We start from the raw sequence: 24,489 nt of genomic DNA on the forward strand, positions 1-24,489 counted from the left end.
TGGGCCAGTTTTGGCGGATAAGCAAGAGAACGATGAGGCCGTGGAGCGTCCCAAGCGGAGGCGTTGGCCGCGCATCCTGCTGGGGTTGGTGGTTCTCCTCGTAGCGGCGGTGTTCTGGCTGAATGGCCCGGGAATCCGTTGGCTGGGTCCGAAGGTGGCCCGCCACTTCATGGAGAAAGCGGGCATGACCGGCGGCTTCCGGCTGGAAGGCAGCATCACCGGCGGACTTTCCATCGCGGATGTGGACATCGCGGGGGCGGAGGGTGTCGTCAAAAAGATCACGCTCGCCCGCGCCACGCCGGAGTATGAATTCATGCGCCTCATCAAGGGAGAGGTGCGTGGCCTTACGGTCCGGGACCTCCATGCGGAGATCCGGACGGGGATCGAAAAGGAGAAGATCGAGGAGGACAAGCCGCTGGACCTGCCCGGACTGATCCGGACCATCCGCGAGACGCGGGCGAAGGTCATCCCGCTGAACATCGACCTCCAGCGCATCAGCCTGGCCACCGAGCGGGATGGAAAGCCGGAGTTCACCCTGGAACCCACGGATATCATCCACACGCCCGGCAGTGACACCATCAACCTCAGGATCGGCAAGATGACCGCTCCGCAGGATCTCACCCTGCCCGCGCAGGAGTCCGCGCTGGTGTGGACACCAGAGCAACTTTCGCTGGAGAAGCTGGATCCCTATCCGGGCATCGGCATCCGGGATCTGGCGGTGGACCTGCCGGAGGAGGGGGACCCCGCCGCCCGTGCACGGCTGCTGGTGGATGAGGCGGTGTTCGACCTGGAAACCGGCCCGGGTTTCTCCGCCGCCACGCTTGCCCTGACTTCCGGAGCATTGCAGGTGGAAAAGACGGCGGCCTCATTCGGCGTGGAGATCCCGGCAAAGGCGCGGCTCACCTCCTTCTCGCTGAATGTCGATGGCGTCCTTCCGGATCCGCTGGCGGCGACCGGCCACGCGCAGGTTGGTTTCGAGGATGTCGCCTATGAAGATTGGGTCGCTTCGGAAGTCGCCATCGGCGCGACGCTGGAGGCTGAGAAAGCCGGTCTGGCCGTGACCGTCCAGGCGCTGGGCACTCCGGTGGAGCTGAAGGCGGACGCACCGCTTTCCCGGATGAACGGGAAATTCCTTCTCGGCGAAACCACCGGGACACTCGGCGTCGTGGATGTCCCCGCACTGTTGGAGGAACTTTCGAAACGCTACCCGGCCATCAAGGTGGACGAGCCGGTTCCGGAGTCGTCGCTGGAGGGGAACTTCAAGATCGCGTTCGACGCCCTGAACAAACCGATGGCGGCGGAGGCTGCGTTGCTCCTGAAACCGGTGGATGAAACGGAAGCCACCCCGGTGAGGGTCACCGGGAACTGGGCACCGGATGCCCCGGTATCCGGCACGGTGGATCTCGACGGCCTGAAGGCCGCGGGCCGCTATGAGATCGAGTCGAAGAAATACAACGCCACGCTCGATCTGGAGAACTTCACCAACGCACGCATCGACCGCTGGCTGGCCATCGGCGGCGTGAAGCTGGGCGGACGTGCGGGTGCGAGCGCCACCTGGGCTGGCGGCGGGGATCTGGCGGCGGGGACGCACCGTGGGGAATTGATCATCGGTGCGGCGGAGTGGCTGCAGCCGGAGCAGCCTCCGGTGAATGCGAAGGGCTCCGTTTCCTACGAATGGCCCGGAAAGGTGGACCTGTCCGCGCTGGAGGTGAAGACGCAGGAGCAGACCATCCTGCTCAACGCGGGCCTGGGCGACGGCCTGCTGGAACTGAAATCGTTCAAATGGACGGACGGTGTCACGGAGATGGCGGAAGGCTCCGCCAAGCTCCCGGTGCCGGAGGATTTCTCGAAATGGAAGGACACCCTGGCGAATGACAAACGCCCGGTCGATGTCTCCATCGAGTCGAAGGTGCTGTCCCTGGCGGCCCTCAAGCCCTGGCTGCCACAGGCGGCGCAGCTCGACGGGAAATCGACCGGCCAGGTGAAGGTGAAGATCGCCGGCAGCTATGGCTCCCCGCAGGTGGATCTCGCCCTGGAACTCCTCAACCTGCGCACGCCGGAAAACCCGAAGGTCCCGCCGGCGGATGTGAAGCTCACCATCAAGGGTAACGAGGGGCGGATGGAGCTGGACGGAACGGTGACCACGCCGGATTACAACCCTGTGGTGATCAAGGCCGCCATGCCGTTCAAGCCTGCCGAGTGGGCGGAGAATCCGGAGCGGATCAAGGATGAGCCGGTGGAAGCCCGGCTCGACCTGCCGCGGCTGGATCTTTCCCGTTTCGCCTCGCTGGTGCCCGCCCTGAAGCAGCTCACCGGAGTGCTCACGGGAAATGTGGTGGTGGCCGGGCAGGTGGGAAAACCGGAGATCCGGGGCAGCGTGAACCTCGCCAACGGCAGCGTGATCCTGGCGGAGGGCGACTTCCCCCCCATCACCGGTGTGGCGGCGGATGTGGACATGACGCTGCAACAGGTGTCCGTGAAGACCCTGCGGGCGACCGTTGCCGGGGGATCTGTCCAGGCGGGTGGCACGCTGGCGTTGCAGGACGGGAAGCCGGGCAACATCGACTTCCGTCTGAATGCCAGCCATCTGCCGCTGGTGCGGAATGACATGATGATCGTCCGCGCAAGCGCGGATCTCCGCCTGCAGGGACCATTCGAGAAAGCCGCGCTCACCGGCAACGTGGGCATCGTTGACAGCCTGTTCTACCGGGACATCGAGCTGCTGCCCATCGGCACCACCTCGCGCGGTGTCGATGCGGCGTCGCTGCCGAAGATCGATGCCGCGAAGGCGAGTCCCGCTGCGGGTGTGCCCGCACCATTCGGAGACTGGACGCTGAATGTGACGGTGAGAACGAACGATCCGTTCCTGATCCGGGGGAACCTGGGCACGGGAGAGGTTGGGGTCGATATCAAGGTCGGCGGCACGGTGGCGGTACCCGCGCCGGATGGTGCGGTGAGGATCCGTGATGGGGTGGCGGTGCTGCCTTTCAGCACGCTGAAGGTGCCCAGGGGTGTCGTCCGCTTCACGCCGGAGACCGGCCTTGATCCTATCCTTGAGATCCGGGGGTTCGCGGAACCACGGCCCTACCGGGTGGACGTCTATGTGCATGGCCGGGCGTCTGACCCGCAGCTCGTCCTCACGTCGAATCCACCGCTGCCGGAGCATGAGATCATGACGCTGCTGGCAACGGGAACCACCTCCGCCGGGCTGGAGAACACGCAGGCCGCCTCCTCCCGGGCGTTGCAACTCCTGTTCGAGGAAATGCGGCGCGGCCGCCTGCCATTCGCCCGCCAGCTCAGACCGGTGATGAAGGTTCTGGACCGGGTGGATTTCAACCTGGCCGAGTCGGATCCCTATGACGGTGATTCGTTCAGCACGGCGACCATTGCCCTGACGGACCGCTGGTTCATCTCCGCCGGCATGGGGGAGAGCGGGGACACCCGCTTTCTGGGAATCTGGAGACTTTCTTTCCGCTGATGAAGCCGCTTTCCGTCATATCGCTCTGCCTGGTCTGCCTCTCCGCCATCGCCGCGGCGAAGACGAAGGTGACCATCCGCGGCGCGGAGTCGAAAAGCGAAGGCGAGCTGCTGTTCCTCATCGGCGGCAGGCTGACCCATGTGGAGAATGACACCGCATCCGCCTCCCGCGCGGATGACGCCGCTTTCCTGCTCACCCAGGTGATGCGGAAGGATGGCTATGCCGATGTGAGGGTGACTCCGAGCGTGGTCGGGCCGGAGGAGATCCTTCTGACGGTGGATGAAGGTGGTCGCCGTTCCCTGGGGAAGGTGGAGGTCCGCGGGGTGATCGGTGTCGAGGGTGGCCGTCTGGAGAGGGTCTATTCCAGTCCCGCGTCGAAGGATCGGCCCATCGGTTCCGGCTCCGCACCGTTCCGGGAAGGGGATGTGGAGATCGGCCTGGCGATGATGAAGCAGGATCTCAACGCGCTGGGCTACTGGAGCGCGGAAGCGAAGATCACCAGCCGGGATATTGATGACAAAGGAAACGTGAACCTCGTCATCGATGTGGACCAGGGGCCGTTGTACAAGATCGGCACGCCGAAGATCACCAGCACGAACGGTGATGGCAGCGGCACCATCCGGGAGAAATCCGGCCCCTACGTCGGCAGGGATGCCACCACCACCCACATCAGCGCCATGCGCAAGGAGGTGACGGAGGCTTTCACCGGCAGTGGTTACGCCAGTGCGAAGCTGACCATGGGCCGCAGCCTGGAGGGGGGGCGCTTCGTTCCCGAGTTCAACCTCGACCTCGGAAAAAGGGTGCGCCTGCGCGAAGTGGAGGTCACCGGTCTGGAAAAGACCAACCCGAACCGCATCAAGCGCCGCCTGGAGAAGCTGGAAGGTGAGTGGTATGACGAGGCGGCGATGAACAAGCGCGTGAGCGAGCTGCTCGGCACCGGAGCGTTCGCCGCCATCACCCAGGACACGGACGAGGTGGGGGAGGATCAGATCGACTTCACCTTGAACATACAGGAAGGGCGGGCGAAGGAAGTGACGCTGGGCTTCGGCTTCGGCTCCTATGAAGGCGCGATCTTCCGCGCTGGCTACGCCGACAGGAACCTGTGGGGGCAGATGCTCAGCTTCAGCAGCGGCTTCGAATTCAGTTCGCGCGGTGTGCTTGGCGAAACGAAGATCGTGAACCCGTGGCTTTTCGGATCGGACTACTCCATGGCGACGAGGATCTATGCCCTCATCTACGGGCATGAAGGGTATTCCTCCTTTGAGACGGGGCTTGATACGAAGTTCAGCCGCAAGTTCGGCGACAACTACCTCACGGAACTGCTGTTCGGTTACTCCATCATCAACATCACCGCGGAAGGCCTCGCCCGGGCGGAACTGGGGGAGACGGTCTATACCCACCCGCGCATCGCGCTGACACAGACCATCGATTTCCGGGACAACCCCGTGCTGCCGAAGAACGGCTGGCACATCAAGATGCCGCTGCAGGTCGGCGCGGTGGTCGGCGACATGAGCACCACCTATGTGAAGGGCGGCATCTCCGGCGGCTGGTATCACCCTCTTGGAAAGATCTATCAGCTCGGCCTGGGAGGCAGCATGAACTTCATCATGCCCTCCGGTGACAGCACGGAGGTGCCCATCGACCTCCGCCTGTTCAACGGCGGCGCGCGCAGCGTCCGGAGCTTCCCGGAGCGGGAACTCGGCCCGCTGTCTGCGGATGGGAAATATGCGCTCGGCGGTGAGGCGTCATGGGTGGTGAACGCGGAGGTTTCCAGGCCGGTGGCCGGTCCGCTGAGCGCGGTTGCCTTCATGGATGCCGGTGCCCTCGGGCGGGAGTTTTCGGAACTGGCCTCCGCGGAGGTCGAGGTGGCGCTCGGTCTTGGGGTGCGGCTGGACCTGCCCATCGGTCCGGTGCGGTTCGAATACGGCTATAACATGACCCGGGACAAGGACGAGCCCGCCGGTGCCTTCCACTTCGCCATCGGCGTGGCGTTCTGAAGGGTCGGAATGTGGCTGGGGCGTCCCGCCCCAGGCCGTTGCCGGAGCATCCTGCTCCGGTCTTCCGCCCGGAAACATATCCGGATCGCGGCCTTACCGCGAATGCTAGAAATACGCCTGTAGCAGCAACTGCGGGATGACATCATCCTGGTCCTTGATGCCGTATTCGTTCCACCAAACATCGACCTCTGTGCCGAAGTAGAGTGTCTTCTTCCTGCCGAAAAGCTTGTCGCCGATGTCCACCACGAGCTGCGGTGACGTATGGAACTGGGCTTCCAGTGATCCCTCGCTGCCCGCCACATCCGCGAAGCCTTTGAAGACGAAATCGAAATCTCCCAGGGTGAAGGGAACCTCCCAGGCCGCGGTGATCTGCCAGGTGCTGCCGCTCACATCCAGGTCATCCCGCCAGTAGGCATTGATCGTCGCGACGTTGAAGCCGGGAAGGTCGAGATCCACCGCGATACCATGGAGCTGCCGGAGCTGGGTGGTGTCGATGTTCGTGCCGAACTCGTTGTTGATGTTGTCGAGCGACTTCGACCGTCCGAACTCGTAGGTGCCGGAGTAAAAGTAGAAGTCCTTGATGATGCCGAATTTCACCGGCTTGCCGGTGATCTTGCCGAGGCTCAGACGCGGGCTCGCCTCACCATAGATATCAAACCCGGAGTCCGGCGGGCCACCGCGGTTCTCGGTCGTGATGTTCATGAAATCCACGAACAGGAAGAAGTCGCCGAAGCGGTTCGCGTTGAAATGTTCCAGCGTGATGATATCGCGGTCGGACGCGGGGGAGAACGGCGTGTCCCAGTTGAAGCCGTAGAGGTAGGACAGGCTGGTCGAGGTGAACTGGAAGAATGAACCGGAATCGGGGGGCGCAGTGGGAGCTGGCGTGGTGGGTTCTCCGGCACGGATGAGGGAGGGGACCAGCAGGAGGGACGCGATGGCTGCGTTGCGGAGGTTCATGGGGAAAGCATGGCACTTGCCATGGTGGCGGGATTCTTTGCCGCATTGCTCCGGTCGAGGCAATCCCGAACCATCCGCTCACCGCTCACCCGCATCTGGTATTCCGCCTGTGCCAGTTCCTGCGTTCCGGGGGAGGACAGTTGCATGGCCTTTCCGTAGAATGACGCCGCGAGCGCGGAGTTGATCATCCGGTCATAGGTCAGCGCGTTGAAATGCTCCGCCGGTGCGCCGGATTCCGCCACCACCCGGCTGAGCCGCACGTAGAGCTTCAGATGGATGTCATCGACCGCCGCTCTTGCCTGCGGTGTGGATCCCATCAATGCGGAGGGGTCGATTTCCTGATTCACGAGGCCCTTGGAAAAGATGCGCACCGCCGGTGTTTCATCCGGTTCCATCAGGCTGCGGAGTTCATCTTCCTGCCACTGATACGTCGTTGAAATCATGGCGGTGAGAGCCAGAACATCATGGAACACCTTGGTCCGTTTCTGTTTCTCGGCCGGTTCGGTAGCCTCATTTACCCAGGTGGTGATGGCCTTGATGGTCGGCTGCAGGCGTGCGGTTTCGCTGGCATGGCGTCCGTTGAGTTCCAGCAGACGCCGGATCCGTGGGTTGGCCTCCGCATCCACGGAGAGTGCTTCCTGATGCAGTTTCTTGTACTCCGCCGCGGTCAGCGGATGGGCGGGATCAACGGGCTTCTTCGGGGCGGACCTGCCAGCGGCGGGCAACCGTCCGGAGGACGCGCCTGGAGGAGATTGCCGCTGCGGATGGGAGGTCGTGGATGGGGCTGCCTTCTTTGGAAAGTCCGTCCATATCAGGACACCACACGTCAGGATGACGGCGGAAATCCCCGCGACGATCCACGGTTTGGAAAGCGCGTGTTTCATGGTGCCTCCGCGGCGTTTTTCCTCATCTGCTCCTGGGTGCGCTTCTCCAGTTCCTTGCTGTGGATGGCGACCTCCCTGCCAGCTTGGTCCGCCAACTCCCGCGTCGCGGGGGATGCCAGTTCCTTCGCGCGGGTGCCCAGCATCCGGTGCAGTTCCTCTCCCGCCAGCAAGGTGCCGGTTTCCCGGTTGAACAGATCGGCGGGGAGGCCGGGCCTGGCGGAGATCTCGCCGATCCTCAGCAACAGTTGCTCCCGGAGGGAGGAAAGGGCAGCCGCATCCACCTCATCGGTCATCATCGCCGCCGGAGCGATGCCCATCTCCACCAATGATCCGGCGACACGTTTCCTCACATCGGCACTGGGGGGACCAAGGGCCGCGCGCACCCTGCCATCCTCCATCTGCCGGACGATGGCGAGGATTCCGGTGGTCGGCCTCATTACATTGAGGACCGAGCGCTGTCCCGGAGACGCCGACTCCCACGAACGGATACGGGCGCGGATTTCGGAAAGCTTCTCCACATCCTTCCCGGCTTCCGCGCGCAGATTCATCACCTCCCGGAGTTGCGGGTTGGTCGCGGCATCCCGTTCGAGGGCCGCTTCATAGGCGGCGTAGGCCTGCTTCCGGAACGCGGCGTCTTCGGCGATGCCCCGCTCCCTTTGCTCCGGGGTGAGCGGCCTCAGCTCCGGACGCTTCGGAGCCTCGCGCTCGCGGGATTTCCATTTGCCCGGATCGCCCGTCCTATTGTCTGACAAGCCGGTTCCGCCGTGCGAGGCCGCGGGCTTTTCCTGCCGGTTGGGTGCCACGGCACCCGTGCAGTGACGGCCCAGCAACCAGATGGGAATGGTCAGAACGGCCAGGATCAGGCCCGAAAACCATCCTGCATTGTTGCCGGTCTGCAGCATCCCGAGAACGTCGGTCTTCTTCTCCATCCCCGGCATACTGGAAGATACCGGGTGGGTGGGGCAATATTATTGGTGATACGTGGTGACACACCAAGGCATCCGCCCACACGCGGCAGCGTCATGGAGTGCGGCCGTCTTCTGCCGCTATCAGTCGCAGGTGCGACTTTACCCCAACTGGAAAATGCCATCCGCAAGTCGCGACGTGATGATTTCCCCCACATCTTCAGGCAGACGATCTCTTCCCCCAAAGCGGCGGAGGGCCGCCGCACTCCATGACGCTCCCGCGCCGATGGCATTCCCCACACGGGGTCTGCGCTCACCGCAATGTATCGGGCAGTTCGATCACCTGCCCCCGCAGCGGGATGAAAATACGATCCCCCGGCTCCGGATGGACGATGGAGCCACCGGTGAAGCTACCGAAGCTGGGCAGGACCAGCGTCCGCTCCCGGAACAGGAAACAGGGAAGACGTAGGGAGGTGCGCCTGCCATCCGGAATGCGGGCGACGGGATGCAGATGCCCGGCGATGTTCAGATGGTCCGGCGAGGCGTCCTTCGGATCATGGATGATGCGGATGTCCCCGTCATCGAGATGGCTGGAAGCCGTGAGGCCGGCGGGCAGCCGCTTCAACTTCGCATCATGGTTGCCACGGATGAGGACCAACGGGATGCCGAGCGTGCCGATGAACGTCCCGAGCAACTCCGCGAGGTCGGCTGTGACACCGGCAGGGGCGTGGAAGAGATCTCCGGCGATGACTAGGCGACGCGCATGCGTTTCATGGACGAGGTTGCGGATGCGCGTCAGATCCAGTTCGGTGTCCCCTTCCGGAACGGGAAGGCCGCGCGCGCGGAAGGTGGCGGACTTTCCCAGATGGACGTCCGCGACAACCAGCGACGAGGTCCGCGGGAGAAAGGCCGCGCCTTCCGGCAGGAGCTGGATTTCCGGAGTCAGAAGCATGGGGAAGAAACATCGAACATCGAACGTCCAACATCGAACGCCGAAGTAGGAAGACTTTGTATCAACCCCTGTGCGCCGTATGCGACTTTCTTCACTTCGATGTTCGATGTTGGACGTTCAATGTTCGATGTTCATTGGCCGCTGCCAGATTGAGCTCAACCAGCATGGCCTCCAGCCTCGTAACCGCGTCCGGTCCGGTGTGGATGGACTGGAGGCGGTCCGCCCACAGCGGGAAGGCCATCGGGGTGAGGTGTTCGGTTTCCTGAAAGTGCACCGGACGGGTCTGGAGTTGCTGGATGACGTGATGGAGTCGCGTGAACTCGAGCTGCTTTTCCAGGATCTCCCGCCTGCTTTGTTCCAGCAGCAGGTTCTCCGGATCGTAGCGGTCGAGCACTTCGTAGAGGAGCGTGGAGCTGGACTGGATCTCGCGGTGGGAGCGCTGCGGCCTGCCGGGCGGGGTCTGGAGGATGAGGCCGGACACGCGCGCGATCTCCCGGAACTGGCGTCGCGCCAGCTCCGCCGTGTTCATGCAGGAAATAAGGTCGTCCAGCAGGTTGTCGGCGGTGAGATAGCCGTGGATCGACCGTTCATCAAGGAACAGGCCGCGGCGCGAATTGAGGGAAAAACCGTAGTCATTCTGCGTGGACTGGATGGACTCCCCGGTGTCCCGCGAGATGCGGTAGGCCATGAGCGCGCCCAGCCCCTCATGCACCAGACGGCCCGCGAAGGGGAAAAGGAAAAGGTGCTCCCCTTCGCGTGAGCGCGTGTGCTCCACCAGCAGCGTTTCATCATCCGGCAGGCGCGACCACCGTTGCTGGAGATCCAGGATCGGCCGCACGGCCTCGATCTCCGCAGCGGGCGGGCCGTGGCCCTTCAGGCGCAGGGCGATCGCGTGGGACAGTTCCGTGGACAGCGGCATCTTCGCCCCGCCCCAGATGGCGATCTGGCCTTTCGTCTTGCCCGTGGCGGGCTTAACGGTGGCCGTCCGCTGGACCAGCCGCACCAGCTCCAGCCGCCTGCCCGCGAAGATGAGCTGCGAGCCGGGCCTGATCTTCGAAATGAAGGACTCCTCCACGGTGCCCAGCGCGGTGCCGTTGGCGAACTTGATGGTCACGCCGGTCTCGCTGGAAATGGTGCCGATGGAAAGGCGGTGCTGCTGGATCAGCCGCTTGTCGGTGACCGCGTAGCGGCCCTCTTCATCCAGTACGGCCTTCTGATAACGCGGATAGACCGCGAGCGCCTTGCCACCGTTCGAGATGAAGCCGAGGCACCACTCCCATTCCCCGTCGGTGAGGTTGCGGTAGGCATGGGACGACTGGATCTCCCGCCGTATCGCGTCCGGATGGAACGGCTCCCCGATGGCACAGGTGACCAGGTGCTGGACCAGCAGGTCGATCGGTTTTTCCAACGGCCTGCGGGACTCGAGGTTGCGGGCCAGCGCGGCATCGCGCGCGGCGGTGAACTCGACCAGCTCCAACGCGTTCGCCGGCACGCCGATGATCTCCGAGGTCTTCCCCGGCTGGTGGCCGGAACGCCCCGCACGCTGCAACAGGCGGGCGATCCCTTTCGGCGAGCCGACCTGGATCACTTGGTCCACGGGGGAGAAGTCCACGCCCAAGTCCAGCGACGAGGTGCAGACCACGCACTTCAGCGAGCCATCCCGCAAGCCGTTCTCCGCGAAGTCGCGCTCCGCCCGGTCAAGCGAGCCATGGTGCATGGCGATCTTTCCCTGCCAGTCCGGCCGCAGCGCGAGCAGCTCCTGGAACCAGATCTCCGTCTGCGAGCGCGTGTTGGTGAAAAGGAGCGTGGTGGTCGCCTTCTCCAGCGTCCTCACCACCTGGGAACCGAGCCGGGTGCCGATGTGGCCGGACCATGGAAAGCGGTCGATCTCCTTTGGGATGAGGGTGCGGATGAGGATCTTTTTCGTCAGATCCGCGGAAACAGTGACGGCATCCGCCCGCCCGGGCGGGATGAGGACATCGCGTGCCTCCTGCAGGTTGCCGAGAGTGGCGGACAGCCCCCACGTGCGGAGGTCGGGGAACCACGCCCTCAGACGGGCGAGGCAGAGTTCCGCCTGCACGCCGCGCTTTGTCCCGAGCAACTCGTGCCATTCATCTACGATCACGCATTTCAGGTGGGACAGCTTTTCCCGCATGTCCGCGTGCGTGAGCATGAGGGAGAGTGACTCCGGCGTGGTGACAAGGGTGTAGGGCAGTTTGTTGCGCAGGCGGGCGCGGATGGCGGACGAGGTGTCCCCGGTGCGCGCCTCCGCCTGCAGGTGTGGGGCTAGGACGTCCAGCGGCTCCCGCAGCGCGCGCAGGGTGTCCGCGGCCAGCGCGCGCAGCGGGGTGAGCCACAGCACCTGGCAGGTATTCGCGGATCCACCGGCACGCAGCGTCTCCTCCAGCGGGCCGAGAAAGACCGCCAACGTCTTGCCGAGGCCGGTGGGCGCATGGAGCAGTCCGGATTTCCCGTCCTGATACGCCGCCCATGTTTCCTTCTGGAAGGGGAAGGGTTTCCAGCCTTTCGCTTTGAAAAAGGGCTGGAGCGGACTGGCGGGCATTTCCCGACTTTCATGCCGCAGGAAGGAATTTCAAGATGGGATGCCGGAGGTTTTTCCGTGCATAGGGGGAGGGGGGAGATCAGGATTTCCCCATGACAAGCGGCAAGTGGCTGGTGATTCTCGGGATGATTGTTTTCGGCTGTAGCGTCATCGGCTACCAGATGAACCCGGGCCAGGGACCGGCCGTGCTGCTGGTGGGCGCGTTGGGCGGCGGGCTGACCGCGATGTTCGGCTTCCTGCTCATGAACGGATCGAAATGGGCGCACCGTGCCGGTTTCATCATGGCCACCATCTGTCTCATGCTGGGATTGGCCATGTCCTTCCACCATTGGTCGCTCGTCTGGAACGGCGGAAAGGATTTCATCACGCCCCTCATTGATGGCGTGATGGTGCTGGCGGCAGGTGCCACGCTCTGGGCGCTGAAAAAGAATGCGTAGTTTCCGATGACTGGCGCGGAGCTTTCCGGCCGTATCTGTGCCAGAGATTGACCCTGTCCGGATCCCGGACTACCAACCCACAACGACTCAAAAACGATGGACCTCACGACCACAGCATACGGCACCTGGAGCGGCGGACGCTTCATGCACTACGGTGAGACACTTTCCGAGGAACGCTACGTCCAGGCGATGCGCACCGCCTATGAAGCGGGCATCCGCACCTTCGTCACCTCCGACGTCTATGGCAACGGCCGCGCGGACTCCCTGCTGGGTGAGGCACTCGCGGACTACCCGCGGGACAGCTACTGCCTGGTCGGCATGATCGGCCATGATTTTTATGAGGGCCAGCGCAACGGCTCCGCGGGCTACCCCCGTTTCACGAATGCGGAACTGCGCGGCGAGGACTGTTACGCGGCCTATCTGAAGATGGCTACGGAGAAATCCCTCGAGCGCTGCCGTGTGGGAAAGTTCGATCTGCTCATGCTCCACAATCCCGACGAGATCGGCTACACCAGCGAAGTCCTGTGGAATGCCCTGCGCGGACTGAAATCCGCCGGCCTCACCGACCGCCTGGGCGTCGCCCCGGGACCGGCGAACGGTTTCACGCTCGACCTCATCCGCTGCTTCGAGACCTTCGGCGCGGACATCGACTGGGTCATGCTCATCCTCAATCCCCTGGAACCATGGCCGACCTCGCTGGCACTGCCCGCCTGTGAAAAATACGGCGTGAAAGTGCTGACCCGCGTCGCGGACTACGGCGGCGTCTTCCACGGCGACCTCAAGCCAGGCCATGAGTTCAAGCCCGGCGACCACCGCGCCTACCGCCCGAAAGGCTGGGTCGAGCACGGTCTGGAAAAGGCCCAGCGCATGTCCCCGGTGGCGGAAAAGTACAAGCTCACGCCCATCCAGTTCGCCACCGTCTGGAACCTCAGCCTGCCGATGGTCGAAAGCGTGGTCCCCACCTTCTTTCAGGAACCGGTGGAAGGCGCGAAGGACATCGACGACCAGATCCGCGAATTCGGAGCCACTCCGGACGTCCGCTTCACCGCGGAAGAGGTCGAGCAGATCCGCACCATCGGCGACAACACCGGTTGCATGATGCTCAAGGGCGCCAGCAAACGCCACGAAAAGAGCGAACGCGCCGACGAATGGCCGATGCGCGGTGACCTCGTTGAGGTCGCCGAGCGTTACGCCCTCGGAACGGAGTGGTGAAAGTGGCTGGGGCGTCCCGCTCCGGGTTGGTTGAGCATAGCGGCAATGAAACCCACCGATATCACCTGGGAAGCTGGCGGATCGACAGACGAGACATTTCTTCGATCCCTCCCGGATGAATTGCGTGAGATCATTGAACCGACCGGCGGATTTATCCTCCACTATGGTGCGATCCATTTCCGCGGATGCGCCGATGAACCCGATTGGAATTCCCTGCTGTTGGCCTCCCGCAGTGGGCGGTCGATGATGCATTTATATCCTGCGGTAGACGTCGATGACATCCCATTTGCCCAGGATCAATTCGGTGACCAATATCTTCTCAGGGGAGTTGAAGTCATGCGTCTCGACGCGGAGACCGGCACTATCAGTGTATTTGCCCGTTGCCTGACGGAGTTCATGGACGGAATCGAAGCGGACATCGAGGGATACCTCAATGTGGGCTTGGAACACCGCTTGCAGCCGGGGCAGGGGTTTCTTGCTTATCCGCCATTCTGCATGGCGGAGTCCAGGGGAGGCACCTCATCCTTCAAGGCAGTCCCGATGGATGAACTCATCCGGTTTCATGCCGACCTCGCCCGCCAGATCGCGGATCTGCCTGATGGAGGGGAGATACGGTTTGAGATGACAGATTGAAAATGATTCGGGGCGGGACGCCCCGGCAACGGTTCACTCCGTAGTATCCGGATAAGACCCCAACAGCTTCACCAGCGAGCAATGCTTGCCCAGTTCCTCCAGCGCCTCGGCGACCTTGGCGTCCTGGTGGTGGCCGGAAAGATCGACGTAGAAGATGTATTCCCAGTCCTTCTGCTTGGACGGGCGGGACTCGATCTTCGACATGTTGATCTCGAAGTGCTCGAATGCCTGCAGGGCCTTCACCAGTGAGCCGGGCTGGTGGCGCACGGCGAAGAGGATGGAGGTGCGGTCGTTGCCGGTGGGCGGGCAGGGCTTTTCACCGATGACAAGGAAGCGCGTCGTGTTCGTGGCGCGGTCCTGGATGGCGCTCTCCAGCAGGGTGAGGCCGTACATTTCCGCAGCCAGCGGGCCACCGAGCGCGGCCGCGCCCTGGGAGGCATTGTCCCGGGCGAGCTGCGCTGCCTTCGTGGTGGAGGAAACTTCGACCAGATCCGCGTCGGGGAAATTCTTCAGGATCCAGGAGCGGCACTGGCCGAACACCTGCGGGTGGGAGTAGAGCGTCTTGATTTCCTCTCGCGGGATGGAGGCCATCAGCCCGTTCTCGATGCGCAGGAGGATCTGCGCGCAGATGAAAAGAGGGGAGTCCACGAACAGATCGAGCGTGGTGGACACAGCGCCCTCCGTTGAGTTCTCGATCGGCACGACGCCATAGTTCGCCTGGCGGCGGGCCACCTGGTCGAAGACGTCGGAGAAATTCGGCTGCGGCGCGTAGCCGACGGAGTGGCCGAATTTCTTGATCGCGGCCTGGTGGGTCCACGTGCCTTCCGGCCCCAGATAGGCGATCTTCAGGTCATCCTCCAGCGCCAGCGCGGCGGACATGATCTCCCGGTAGATCGCGCGGATGGACTTCTCCGGCAGTCGGCCCTTGTTCATTTCGACCAGCTTGCGGAGCAGGGATTCCTCGCGCTCCGGGGCGTAGATCTGGAGGCCGTCGCGTTTTTTCACCACGCCCACCTCGTGGACGAGATCGGCGCGTTCGGAGAGCAGGTCGAGGAGCTGGCGATCGACCTTGTCGATCTGGATTCGGATGTCGTCGAGATTCACGGGCTTGGGAGAAAATGGGAAAAGGTCAGGATTCGTCCGCGGCGCTGCCTGCGGCGGCGGATGGTGCGGCACCGGTGGCGCTCAGGGCAAGCTGCTGTTCCGCGTCTTCCGTGGGTTTCGGGGTGGCATCCCCCGGTTCCGGCAGTTTCACCTTCCGCAGCTCGGAGGCGTTCGGCAGGTCGTCGATGGTGCGGATGCCGAAGTGTTCGAAGAAAAGGTCCGTCGTCTCGTAGAGCAGGGGGCGTCCCGGCAACTCCGCCCGTCCGCCGATGCGGATCAGGTCGCGGTCCAGCAGCTTCTGGATCATCCCGTCGCAGGCCACGCCGCGGACCGCCTCGATGGCGGCCTTGGTGATCGGCTGGCGGTAGGCGATGATGGCCAGCGTTTCCATCGCCGGGCCGCTGAGGCGTTCCGGCTTCCGGCCGGGGAAAAGCTGCCGGACAAAGTCGCCGTATTCCACCTTCGTGTAGAGTTTCCAGCCCTTGGGCCGCTCCAGCACGGTGAAGGCGCGCCCGCCTTCCTCATACGCCGCATTGATGGTGCCGATGGCCGCCGCGATCTGCTCCGAAGAGGTGGCGGACAGGCCGGTCAGCCATTCCGGCAGGTCCGCCGGGGCCTTGCCTTCCTCCATTTCCCGGGCCCTCACATCCTCCGCCTCGGCCACGCGGGCACGCACCAGACGGGCGATCTCGTCGGATGTGAGCGGGTTCTGGGAGGCGAGGAGGAGTGCTTCGACGATCGCGCTGAGCTGCATGGCAAGGCGGACAGGTTAGGGAACTGCGGGGGCATATCAAGCCCCGGGCAGAGGCGGTTTTCCCGGATTATTTTGGCATACTGTGGATTTTCGCCTTGCTGACACCTTGGATAGGGACTAATCCACCGCGCTCGCTTCTCCATTACGTTTCCCAAAAACGCCGGAGCGGAGGATTTCTGTTTCAAACCATCCGACCCCACTGTCATGGCCGCGAAAAAAACTTCATCGAAAGCAGCAGGAAAAGCGGCCCCCAAGAAGGCCCCGGCGAAAGCCGTGAAGAAAGCTCCTGCTCCCGCGAAGAAAAAAGCACCGGCTGCAGTCAAGAAAGCGGTCCCGGCAAAGAAGCCGGCCGCCAAAAAGGTCGCCGTGGTGAAGAAGAAAGCCGCCCCGGCCAAACCTGCACCGAAGACAGTGGCTCCCGCTAAGAAAACGACTCCCGCCAAGAAGGCCGCCAAGAAAGCGGCTCCCGCCCCGAAGAAAGCCGCTCCTGCCAAGGCACCTGCCGCAAAAACCGTCTCCAAGGCAAAGCCTGCCGCTCCCGCGCCGAAAAAGACCGCCGAGCCGAAGGCAAAAGCCGCCGCTCCGGCCGCCAAACCGGTGAAGAAGGAAGCCGCCAAAAAGGAAGCCCCGGCTCCGAAGGCGGCCGAGGCTCCCAAGAAGCCCGCCGTCGTGGAGGCCCCCCCCGTGAAGGTGGAGGAGAAGAAAGCCGTGGTGGCCGCTCCGAAAAAGCAGGCCCCCGTCCAGAAGAGCAAATCTTCCGTCGTTGATTTCCCCGCTCCACCGGCCCCGGTGAAGCCTCCTTTCGTCCCGCCGAAGGCCGCTCCGCAGAAGCCTGCCGAGCCGCTCGCCACCGGCACCAACGGATCCCACTCCCCGGCATTCGTCCAGAAACAGAAGCAGCGCCTCCTGGATCTCCGTGATGAGCTGGTGGACGCCATGTCCGGCATGACCCGCGACACCATCCGCAACGCCCCGGAAGGCAGCGAAGCCTCCGGCAGCGGCATGCACCAAGGTGACGCGGGCAGCGACGCCTACGACCGTGATTTCGCCCTCTCCGTCCTCGCGAAGGAGCAGGACGCCCTTTACGAAATCGAGCAGGCTCTCCGCCGCATCCAGGCCGGCACCTACGGCATCTGCGAGATCTCCAACCGGAAGATCCCACAGACCCGTCTGGAGGTCATCCCGTTCGCCCGCCTGACCGTCGAGGAACAGGCACAATGGGAGAAAGAATACGGCAACCGCCGCTTCCGCCCATCCAATGAAGTCGGCTTCAGCGGAGGAAATACCTCGGATGATGAAGATTCCGACGGAATTTCCCTTGACGAAGACGAAGATTAACGCATTGTCCGCGTCCCCGAATTTTTCCCATGCCACGCGATATCATCATCCTTGAATGCACCGAAGCGAAAGCGGAAGGTGTCCCGACGTCACGTTACGTCACCACGCGCAACAAGAAGAGCCTGCGCACTCCGGGCCGTCTGGAAAAAGTGAAGTTCAATCACTTCCTGAAGCGCCGCACCCTTCACCGCGAACTCCGCTAATCTCATGTCCGAGCCTAAGACCGTCCAACGCCGTATCAATTTCCGCAAGGCGAACCGCATGATGCCGCGTCGCCGGCATGACATCCCTGCGGTCCAAGTTGTGGCCACCAACCCGGATCTCCTCACCAAGTTCACGACCGAAACCGGCAAGATCCTGCCGCGCCGTGTGACCGGTGTTTCCGCGAAGCTTCACCGCAAGATCACCCGCGCGATCAAACAGTCCCGCGCGATCAACCTTCTTCCTTAAGCCGGAAGATTCCCAATCTCAAGGAGGAGCCTGTCCGAGCAACCGGGCGGGCTCTTTCCGTTTTCCGCGACCATGTCGGAACTGACTGACACCCAGAATGAAATCGATGACCGGTTGATCCCCATCGACCGTGTTGGAATCAAGGGCCTGCGCTTCCCGGTGGAGGTCCGGGAACAGGACGGCGGCACCCAGCGCACCGTGGCCACCGCCGCGCTGACCGTGGACCTGCCCGCCCACCTGAAGGGCACCCACATGAGCCGCTTCGTGGAGGCGCTCCATGAACACGGTAGCCTCCTGGATGTGGCCACCGTGGAGAAGCTCCCGCGCAACCTGCTGGACCGCCTTTTCGCCCGGCGCGCGCATGTCGAGTTCCAGTTCCCGTTCTTCATCTCAAAGGTGGCCCCGGTCACCGGCAAGCCCGGCCTGGTGGACTACGAGGTGAAATTCACCGTCGAGGTGGACGTGGACAACGGCTGCGACTTCATCCTTACCGTCATCGTTCCCGTCGCCACCCTCTGCCCGTGCTCGAAGGCCATCAGCGAGCGCGGCGCGCACAACCAGCGCGGCACCATCACCTATTCCGTCCGTTCCTCCGCGCCGCTGGCCATCGAGGAACTCATCCGCATCGCCGAGGAATCCGCGAGCTGTGAACTCTACAGCATGCTGAAGCGCCCGGACGAAAAGGCCGTCACCGAACGCGCCTATGACAATCCGGTTTTCGTCGAGGACGTCGTGCGGAATGTGGCGAAGTTTTCCAACGCCCGCCCGGAGATCACCTGGTACCGCATCGAGGTGGAGAACTTCGAGTCGATCCACAATCACAGCGCCTACGCAGTGATCGAGAAGCAGGTCCGCTGAGGGTAGCGAACCTCGTGAGAGGTTCGGCTGTGTGGACCCACCATCGGCAGATCCGCTCCGGTCTCCTGTGGGCTTCGTCCCAACCGGAAGTCTCACGACTTTTTCCGCCGAAGATGCCGGTCTGAAGACCGGTGCTCCCAGCGCGCACGTGGCGGACCCTTGGGAGAGTGGAGTGCATCCACCCCTCCCGTTACCGGCTTTACTCCGGACCGCCACCTGCTGCATGCTATCCGTTAGATGCAGGCCACCGTTCTGAAATCCACCGCATGCTTGTCCCGCGTCTTGCGGAAAGGCCTGCTGGCGGCATCCGTGCTGCTTTTCACGGTCGGTCCGCTGCCGGCACAGACCAACAACGGATCGGATGACGCGGCGCTGCGCCGGAAAATCGCCGAGCTTGAGACGGCGCTTCGGAAGCTCCAGGAAGAGAACGCCCAGCTCCGCAGGCAACTGGCGGAACCGGAGCGGAAGATCGCGAAGCCCGCGGAGACGCCCGCGAAAATCCTTCCGGACGGAGCGCGGTGGATCAGCACCACGGGCAAGAGCCACAACGCGTCATGCCGCTACTTCGGCCAGGGCAAGGGACGGACCGGAAAACAGGGCGAGGGAGTGCCTTGCAAGATCTGCGGTGGCTGATGCCTTGGCTGTCAGGCATATCTCGCATGTCGCTTCCGTTTATGTGGGTTTCCGTGGGTTTATGTGAGGTTTGGAATGGAGGCGGATTTCCCTGTCCGCAGCATTGACGGGCAGGGGTCCAAGTGCAAAATTCCGCCGCCGGGCGGAAGTATCCACTCGTATCCGGCACTTCCACCGCCTCCCTAACAGTCATGCCAACTACCATTGCCATCAACGGATTCGGCCGCATCGGACGCCTCGTCTTCCGTGCCCTCGTCGAACAAGGTCACCTCGGAACCACCTTCAACGTCGTCGCCGTCGGTGACATCGTTCCGGCCGACAACCTCGCTTACCTGCTCAAGTATGACTCCACGCAGGGCAAGTTCGCAGGCACCGTTTCCTCGAAGAAGTCCAAGCCTGAGCTGGAAGAGGACGACGTTCTCGTTGTGGACGGCCATGAGATCAAGGTCGTGAGCGCCCGCACCCCGGATGGCCTTCCCTGGAAGGAACTCGGCGTCGAAGTCGTCATCGAGTCCACCGGCCTCTTCACCGAAGCAGACAAGGCCAAGGGCCACATCGCCGCTGGTGCGAAGAAGGTCATCATCTCCGCTCCTGCGAAGGGCGAGGACGGCACCTTCGTCGTCGGCGTCAACGACGACCAATACGATCCGTCGAAGCACCACATCATCTCCAACGCGAGCTGCACCACCAACTGCCTTGCTCCCCTCGTGCACGTCCTCCTCAAGGAAGGTTTCGGCATCAAGGAAGGTCTGATGACCACCGTCCACTCCTACACCGCGACCCAGAAGACGGTCGATGGTCCTTCCAAGAAGGACTGGAAGGGTGGCCGCAGCGCTGCAATCAACATCATCCCGTCCACCACCGGTGCCGCGAAGGCTGTCGCCCTCGTCTGCCCTGAAGTGGCTGGCAAGCTCACCGGCATGGCCTTCCGTGTGCCGACCCCGACCGTGTCGGCCGTCGACCTCACCGTGAAGACCGAAAAGGAAACCTCCCTCGCGGAGATCAAGGCGGCCCTCAAGAAGGCTTCCGAGACCTACCTCAAGGGCATCCTCGCCTACACCGAGGACGAAGTGGTTTCCACCGACTTCATCCACGACAAGAGCTCCTCGATCTTCGACGCCGGCTCCTCCATCGAGCTGAACTCCACGTTCTTCAAGCTCGTCAGCTGGTATGACAACGAGTGGGGCTACTCCAACCGCGTCATCGACCTCCTCACGGATGTCGTGAAGAAGGGCATCTGATCCTTCCCGCGTCACACGCGATTTACAGAAAACGGCGGTCCGGCAACGGGCCGCCGTTTTTTTGCAACGATCACCAACAGCGGTAGTCCCTCCTTACTCTTGCACGCCCGGGCGTCCGCCCTTAAAAGCTCTCCGACCTCATGGCAGCCGACTACACCGAAGCCGACATCAAATCCCTGGACTGGCGCGAACACATCCGGATGCGCCCGGGCATGTACATCGGAAAACTCGGTGACGGTTCCTCTCCGGATGACGGCCTCTACATCCTGCTCAAGGAGGCGGTGGACAACTCCATCGACGAGCACATCATGGGCCACGGCAAGGAGGTCCGCATCGACATCGACGAGCAGGGCCGCGTGGAGGTCCGGGACTTCGGCCGCGGCATCCCGCTGGGCAAGCTCTATGACTGCGCCGCGCAGATCAACACCGGCGCGAAATACGACAGCGAGGCGTTCAAGAAATCCGTCGGTCTGAACGGTGTCGGCATCAAGGCGGTCAATGCCCTTTCCTCCTTCTTCGAGATCCAGGCGTGGCGCGAGGGCACGACCAAAGCGCTGGAGTTCTCCAAGGGCCAGCTCACCGTGGACATGCCGAACCCGCGCCGCGATGAAGGCGCCAACGGCACCCGCCTCGCCTTCGACGTGGACCGCACCATCTTCCCCGCAAAGGCGAAGTACAAGGAAGCGTTCGTCGAAAAGATGTGCCGTTATTATTCCTACCTGAACCCGGCCCTCACGGTCGTGTTCAACGGGAAGAAATTCCGCTCGAAGGACGGCCTGCTCGACCTCCTGCGTGAGGAAATGGAGAACGAGGCGCTCTATCCGCCCATCCACCTTGTCGGAAAGGACATCGAGATCGCCTTCACCCACAGCCCGGAGAGCGGGGAGGAGTACTACACCTTCGTCAACGGCCAGAACACCTCCCAGGGCGGAACCCACCTCGCCGCCTTCCGTGAGGCACTGGTCCAGGTCGTCCGTGGCTTCTACAAGAAGCAGTACGATCCCGCCGACATCCGCGCCGGCATCGAGGCCGCCATCTGCGTGCGCATCATCGAGCCGGTGTTCGAGTCGCAGACCAAGACCAAGCTCGGCTCCACCACCGTGGCTCCGGAGGGCGAATCCCTGCGCACCTTCATCGGGAATTTCCTCAAAACCAACCTCGACAACTACCTGCACAAGCACCCGCAGGTGGCGGAGGCCATCCAGAAGCGCATCATTTCCGCGGAGCGGGAGCGCAAGGACCTGAAAGGCGTCCAGAAGCTCGCCCGCGAGCGGTCCCGCCAGGCCAAGGTCCACAACAAGAAGCTCCGCGACTGCCGCGTCCACTTCGACACGAAGCACAAGCGCCGCGAGGAATCCACCCTCTTCATCACCGAGGGTGACTCCGCCTCCGGATCCATCACCAAGAGCCGTGACGTGGAGACGCAGGCCGTGTTCTCCCTGCGTGGAAAGCCGCTCAACACCTTCAGCCTGCCGCGCAAGATCGTCTATGAGAACGAGGAGTTCGCCCTGCTCCAGGCCGCGCTCAACATCGAGGACGGCATCGAGGAACTGCGCTACAGCAAGGTCGTCATCGCCACCGATGCCGACGTCGATGGCATGCACATCCGCCTGCTGTTGCTCACGTTCTTTCTCCAGTTCTTCCCGGAGCTGATCCGTGACGGCCACCTCCACATCCTCCAGACGCCGCTGTTCCGCGTCCGCAACAAAAAGGAGACCATTTACTGCTACGATGAGCCGGAGCGCGTGAAGGCCATCTCCAAGCTGGGCAAGAACGCGGAGATTACCCGCTTCAAAGGTCTGGGCGAAATCTCACCGGACGAGTTCAAGTTCATGATCGGCCCTGACATGCGGCTTGATCCCGTCGAGTATGAGGAAGGCAAGGGCGTTAAGGAACTGCTCGCCTTCTACATGGGCAAGAACACCCCGGACCGTCAGGAATTCATCATCGACAACCTGCGGGAGGACGTGGACCGCCAGATCGAGGCGGCAGTGGCGTAGGTCCACTTTTCAGAGGGAAAGTGGCTGGGGCATCTTGCCCCAGGCCGTTGCCGGGGCGTCCCGCCCCGGTCTTCAATGTGATTGTAAGTGTCATATTTTGAACGGGTTTTATAATTCGTTCGCGGAAAATCCCGCCTGACAACCGCTCGTTGTCACAAATCCGCCATCCCATTCGTCATGAGGGTGAAATGGCGATGTTTGAAATAAAAATCAGTCCCGACCAACCAGACGGTTTGACAGCCGACCGGCTGGACGGTATGCCGTTTCCAACAATGGCACCGCACAACCCCGCCCAACGAGACCTGCTGCTGGACGCGGCGGAAACCGTCGCCGCCCGCGAAGGCGTGGCCCGTCTGACTTTTGACGCCGTGGCGGCTGAGGCCGGGGTGAGCAAAGGCGGCCTGTTACACTACTTTTCCAGCAAGGAGCAACTCATCGAGGCCATGGTCCAGCGGAGCGCGGACGGCTGGCGGAACTGCTTTATGACCGGCTATGCGGAGGCTCCGGAGGGGCCGGGCCGTATGCTGCGCGGCATCCTCAACCATTGCTGCATGGACGCGCGCAACTGGACGGACGGCCTGCGCCGCAGCTACTCCGCCATTTTCGCCGCTCTGGCCCAGAACTCGGAACTCGTCCAGCCGATGCGCGATGTCTATGAGGAACTCTACGGCCTCATCCGCAATGACGGCCTGCCGGATCATGTGGCGGAGATTGTCATGGCCGCCATCGACGGCCTCTGGTTCTACTGGGTGATGCGCCTGCGTCCCGTGGACCAGGAAGCCCTCGACCGCCTGCGCTGCACGTTGGAGCGCATCGTCGCGCTCGCCATCGAAAAGCCGGAAACCTTTGCCTGCCAGGTGACCTCACCTGTTGCTCCGGATGCCTGAATGAACGTCCTCCTGATTTCCCAAGCGTCCCTCTCACGCCTTCCCCGAACCTCTCCCACGACCATCCTCATGAAAGCCAGTTCCTGGATCATCTCACTTGTCCTCATCGGTGCGCTGGGCGCAACCGCCGCCGGTCTCGCCGCGTGGAAGCGTGCGGACATCAGGAAATCAATGGCGGAGGCGGCCGCCATGCCGGAGCCGGCGGAAAGCATCGTCACCGTGCCGGCCGGGGAGGTTGAGCACCGCAACGCCACCGTGGCCGTGGGTACCGTCCTCGCCCTGCGTTCCATCACCCTGCGCAACGAGATGGCGGGCACCGTCGTGAAGGCGCACCTCACCCCGGGCAAGATCGTGGAAGAGGGAGCCTTGCTGGTGGCCCTCGACATTTCCGTGGAGGAGGCGGAACTGCGCGCGCAGGAGGCCCAGGTCGCCCTCGCGGAAACCACGCTCAAGCGCATGCAGCGGCTCTCCAGTGAGGACGCCGCGCCGGTGGTGGACCTCGACCGCGCGCAGGCGGAGCGGGACATCGCGCTGGCGCAGGCGGCACGGACAAAGGCGGTCATGGTGCGCAAGACCATCACCGCGCCGTTCCGCGCCCGCATCGGCATTTCGGACGTCCATCCCGGCCAATATCTGGAAGAGGGGAGCCAGCTCACCACGCTGCAGGGCGTGGATGAGGCGGTGCATGTGGATTTCACCGTGACCCAGGTGGTGGCCGCCGGCCTCCAGGAAGGGAATGTCGTGGAGATCCTTTCGGGTGGTGACAGGCCGCCCCTGCTTGCGAAAATCGTGGCGCTCGACGCCAGGGTTGATCCGCGCAACCGCAGCTCCGTCATCCGCGCGCGGATCGACGATGCGAAGCAGGCACCGACTCCGGGAGCATCCGTCCGCGTGCGTGTCCCGGTCGGGGAGTCCCGGAAAGTGGTGACCGTCCCCGTCAGCGCGCTGCGCCGTGGGCCGGAGGGAGACCATGTCTTCGTCATCGGCAACGACCCGCAGGGCAAGCCGCGCTCCCAGCAGCGCCTCGTGAAAAGCGGGGCGATGAACGGGGACATGGTGGTGATCGAGTCCGGCCTGAAGCCGGGTGAGGTCGTCGCGACCGCCGGATCGTTCAAGCTCCGGGAAGGTGCGCTGGTCGCCGTGGCCGCCGCCCCGAAGTCCGCCGCCGCGGGCCAGGCCAACTGAGCCGGACAACACCAACTTCCG

Annotated in this window: 21 protein-coding genes; 14 read left to right on the forward strand and 7 right to left on the reverse strand. The window is 63.2% G+C overall.

All coding sequences use genetic code 11. From position 1 onward, the window contains the following. The first annotated feature begins 10 nt into the window (after positions 1–10). Positions 11–3,478 carry a translocation/assembly module TamB domain-containing protein gene (locus KF712_00995; GenBank protein ID MBX3739537.1) on the forward strand — a complete coding sequence of 1,156 codons (3,468 nt, stop codon included), beginning with the start codon at positions 11–13 and terminating at the stop codon, positions 3,476–3,478. Continuing rightward, the gene (locus tag KF712_01000; protein ID MBX3739538.1) at positions 3,478–5,475 is read left to right on the forward strand and encodes a BamA/TamA family outer membrane protein; all 1,998 of its coding nucleotides are present in this window, start codon (positions 3,478–3,480) and stop codon (positions 5,473–5,475) included. The genes KF712_00995 and KF712_01000 overlap by 1 nt, the downstream gene beginning before the upstream one ends. Before the next feature lie 105 nt (positions 5,476–5,580). Here KF712_01000 and KF712_01005 read toward each other — a convergent pair whose 3' ends face one another. The 5 genes from KF712_01005 to KF712_01025 all read right to left on the reverse strand — a co-directional run bounded on the left by KF712_01005 (position 5,581) and on the right by KF712_01025 (position 11,736). After that, the gene (locus tag KF712_01005) at positions 5,581–6,432 is read right to left on the reverse strand and encodes a hypothetical protein (GenBank protein MBX3739539.1); all 852 of its coding nucleotides are present in this window, start codon (positions 6,430–6,432) and stop codon (positions 5,581–5,583) included. Further along, positions 6,429–7,316 carry a hypothetical protein gene (locus KF712_01010; protein ID MBX3739540.1) on the reverse strand — a complete coding sequence of 296 codons (888 nt, stop codon included), beginning with the start codon at positions 7,314–7,316 and terminating at the stop codon, positions 6,429–6,431. The genes KF712_01005 and KF712_01010 overlap by 4 nt, the downstream gene beginning before the upstream one ends. Next, entirely contained in the window at positions 7,313–8,245 is a 933-nt protein-coding gene (locus tag KF712_01015; protein MBX3739541.1) for a hypothetical protein, read from the reverse strand. Before KF712_01015 ends, KF712_01010 begins: the two co-directional genes overlap by 4 nt. 289 nt (positions 8,246–8,534) lie before the next feature. Next, positions 8,535–9,173 (reverse strand): ligase-associated DNA damage response endonuclease PdeM, encoded by a 639-nt coding sequence (pdeM, locus tag KF712_01020; GenBank protein ID MBX3739542.1) that lies wholly within the window; start codon positions 9,171–9,173, stop codon positions 8,535–8,537. 91 nt (positions 9,174–9,264) lie between these two features. Beyond that, positions 9,265–11,736, reverse strand: a complete 2,472-nt coding sequence (locus KF712_01025) for a ligase-associated DNA damage response DEXH box helicase (GenBank protein ID MBX3739543.1) — start codon at positions 11,734–11,736, stop codon at positions 9,265–9,267. A 92-nt stretch (positions 11,737–11,828) separates the two neighbouring features. Here KF712_01025 and KF712_01030 point away from each other — a divergent pair, with 92 nt between their 5' ends. From KF712_01030 to KF712_01040, 3 genes are all read left to right on the forward strand, one after another. After that, positions 11,829–12,173: a hypothetical protein gene (locus tag KF712_01030; GenBank protein ID MBX3739544.1), complete on the forward strand. Its 345-nt coding sequence runs from the start codon at positions 11,829–11,831 to the stop codon at positions 12,171–12,173. A gap of 96 nt (positions 12,174–12,269) precedes the next feature. Next, positions 12,270–13,385 carry an aldo/keto reductase gene (locus KF712_01035; protein MBX3739545.1) on the forward strand — a complete coding sequence of 372 codons (1,116 nt, stop codon included), beginning with the start codon at positions 12,270–12,272 and terminating at the stop codon, positions 13,383–13,385. 45 nt (positions 13,386–13,430) lie between these two features. Continuing rightward, the gene (locus tag KF712_01040; GenBank protein ID MBX3739546.1) at positions 13,431–14,018 is read left to right on the forward strand and encodes a hypothetical protein; all 588 of its coding nucleotides are present in this window, start codon (positions 13,431–13,433) and stop codon (positions 14,016–14,018) included. A 33-nt stretch (positions 14,019–14,051) separates the two neighbouring features. Here KF712_01040 and pheA read toward each other — a convergent pair whose 3' ends face one another. Continuing rightward, a complete protein-coding gene (gene pheA, locus KF712_01045; GenBank protein MBX3739547.1) occupies positions 14,052–15,122 on the reverse strand; it encodes a prephenate dehydratase in 1,071 nt (356 codons plus the stop codon). 25 nt (positions 15,123–15,147) lie between these two features. Next, positions 15,148–15,876, reverse strand: coding sequence for an SMC-Scp complex subunit ScpB (scpB, locus tag KF712_01050; protein MBX3739548.1), 729 nt, complete (start codon positions 15,874–15,876; stop codon positions 15,148–15,150). A 204-nt stretch (positions 15,877–16,080) separates the two neighbouring features. Here scpB and KF712_01055 point away from each other — a divergent pair, with 204 nt between their 5' ends. The 9 genes from KF712_01055 (at position 16,081) to KF712_01095 (ending at position 24,468) form a co-directional block, all read left to right on the forward strand. Continuing rightward, complete coding sequence (locus KF712_01055) at positions 16,081–17,214, forward strand: hypothetical protein (GenBank protein ID MBX3739549.1); 1,134 nt, start codon at positions 16,081–16,083, stop codon at positions 17,212–17,214. A 29-nt stretch (positions 17,215–17,243) separates the two neighbouring features. Further along, on the forward strand, positions 17,244–17,417 hold the full coding sequence (gene rpmG / locus KF712_01060; GenBank protein MBX3739550.1) for a 50S ribosomal protein L33: 174 nt from the start codon (positions 17,244–17,246) through the stop codon (positions 17,415–17,417). Between the two features lie 58 nt (positions 17,418–17,475). After that, entirely contained in the window at positions 17,476–17,664 is a 189-nt protein-coding gene (gene rpsR, locus KF712_01065) for a 30S ribosomal protein S18 (GenBank protein MBX3739551.1), read from the forward strand. Between the two features lie 72 nt (positions 17,665–17,736). Further along, positions 17,737–18,522 carry a GTP cyclohydrolase I FolE2 gene (locus KF712_01070; protein MBX3739552.1) on the forward strand — a complete coding sequence of 262 codons (786 nt, stop codon included), beginning with the start codon at positions 17,737–17,739 and terminating at the stop codon, positions 18,520–18,522. A 270-nt stretch (positions 18,523–18,792) separates the two neighbouring features. Then, positions 18,793–19,155, forward strand: coding sequence for a hypothetical protein (locus KF712_01075; GenBank protein MBX3739553.1), 363 nt, complete (start codon positions 18,793–18,795; stop codon positions 19,153–19,155). A gap of 191 nt (positions 19,156–19,346) precedes the next feature. Next, on the forward strand, positions 19,347–20,396 hold the full coding sequence (gap, locus tag KF712_01080; GenBank protein MBX3739554.1) for a type I glyceraldehyde-3-phosphate dehydrogenase: 1,050 nt from the start codon (positions 19,347–19,349) through the stop codon (positions 20,394–20,396). Between the two features lie 200 nt (positions 20,397–20,596). After that, a complete protein-coding gene (locus KF712_01085; GenBank protein ID MBX3739555.1) occupies positions 20,597–22,396 on the forward strand; it encodes an ATP-binding protein in 1,800 nt (599 codons plus the stop codon). Positions 22,397–22,668: 272 nt separating this feature from the next. Further along, positions 22,669–23,283 carry a TetR/AcrR family transcriptional regulator gene (locus KF712_01090; protein MBX3739556.1) on the forward strand — a complete coding sequence of 205 codons (615 nt, stop codon included), beginning with the start codon at positions 22,669–22,671 and terminating at the stop codon, positions 23,281–23,283. 69 nt (positions 23,284–23,352) lie between these two features. Further along, positions 23,353–24,468 (forward strand): efflux RND transporter periplasmic adaptor subunit, encoded by a 1,116-nt coding sequence (locus tag KF712_01095; GenBank protein MBX3739557.1) that lies wholly within the window; start codon positions 23,353–23,355, stop codon positions 24,466–24,468. Positions 24,469–24,489 lie beyond the last annotated feature (21 nt).

It is taken from the genome of Akkermansiaceae bacterium (genome assembly GCA_019634595.1).
In the GTDB taxonomy this organism is placed as follows: domain Bacteria; phylum Verrucomicrobiota; class Verrucomicrobiia; order Verrucomicrobiales; family Akkermansiaceae; genus Luteolibacter.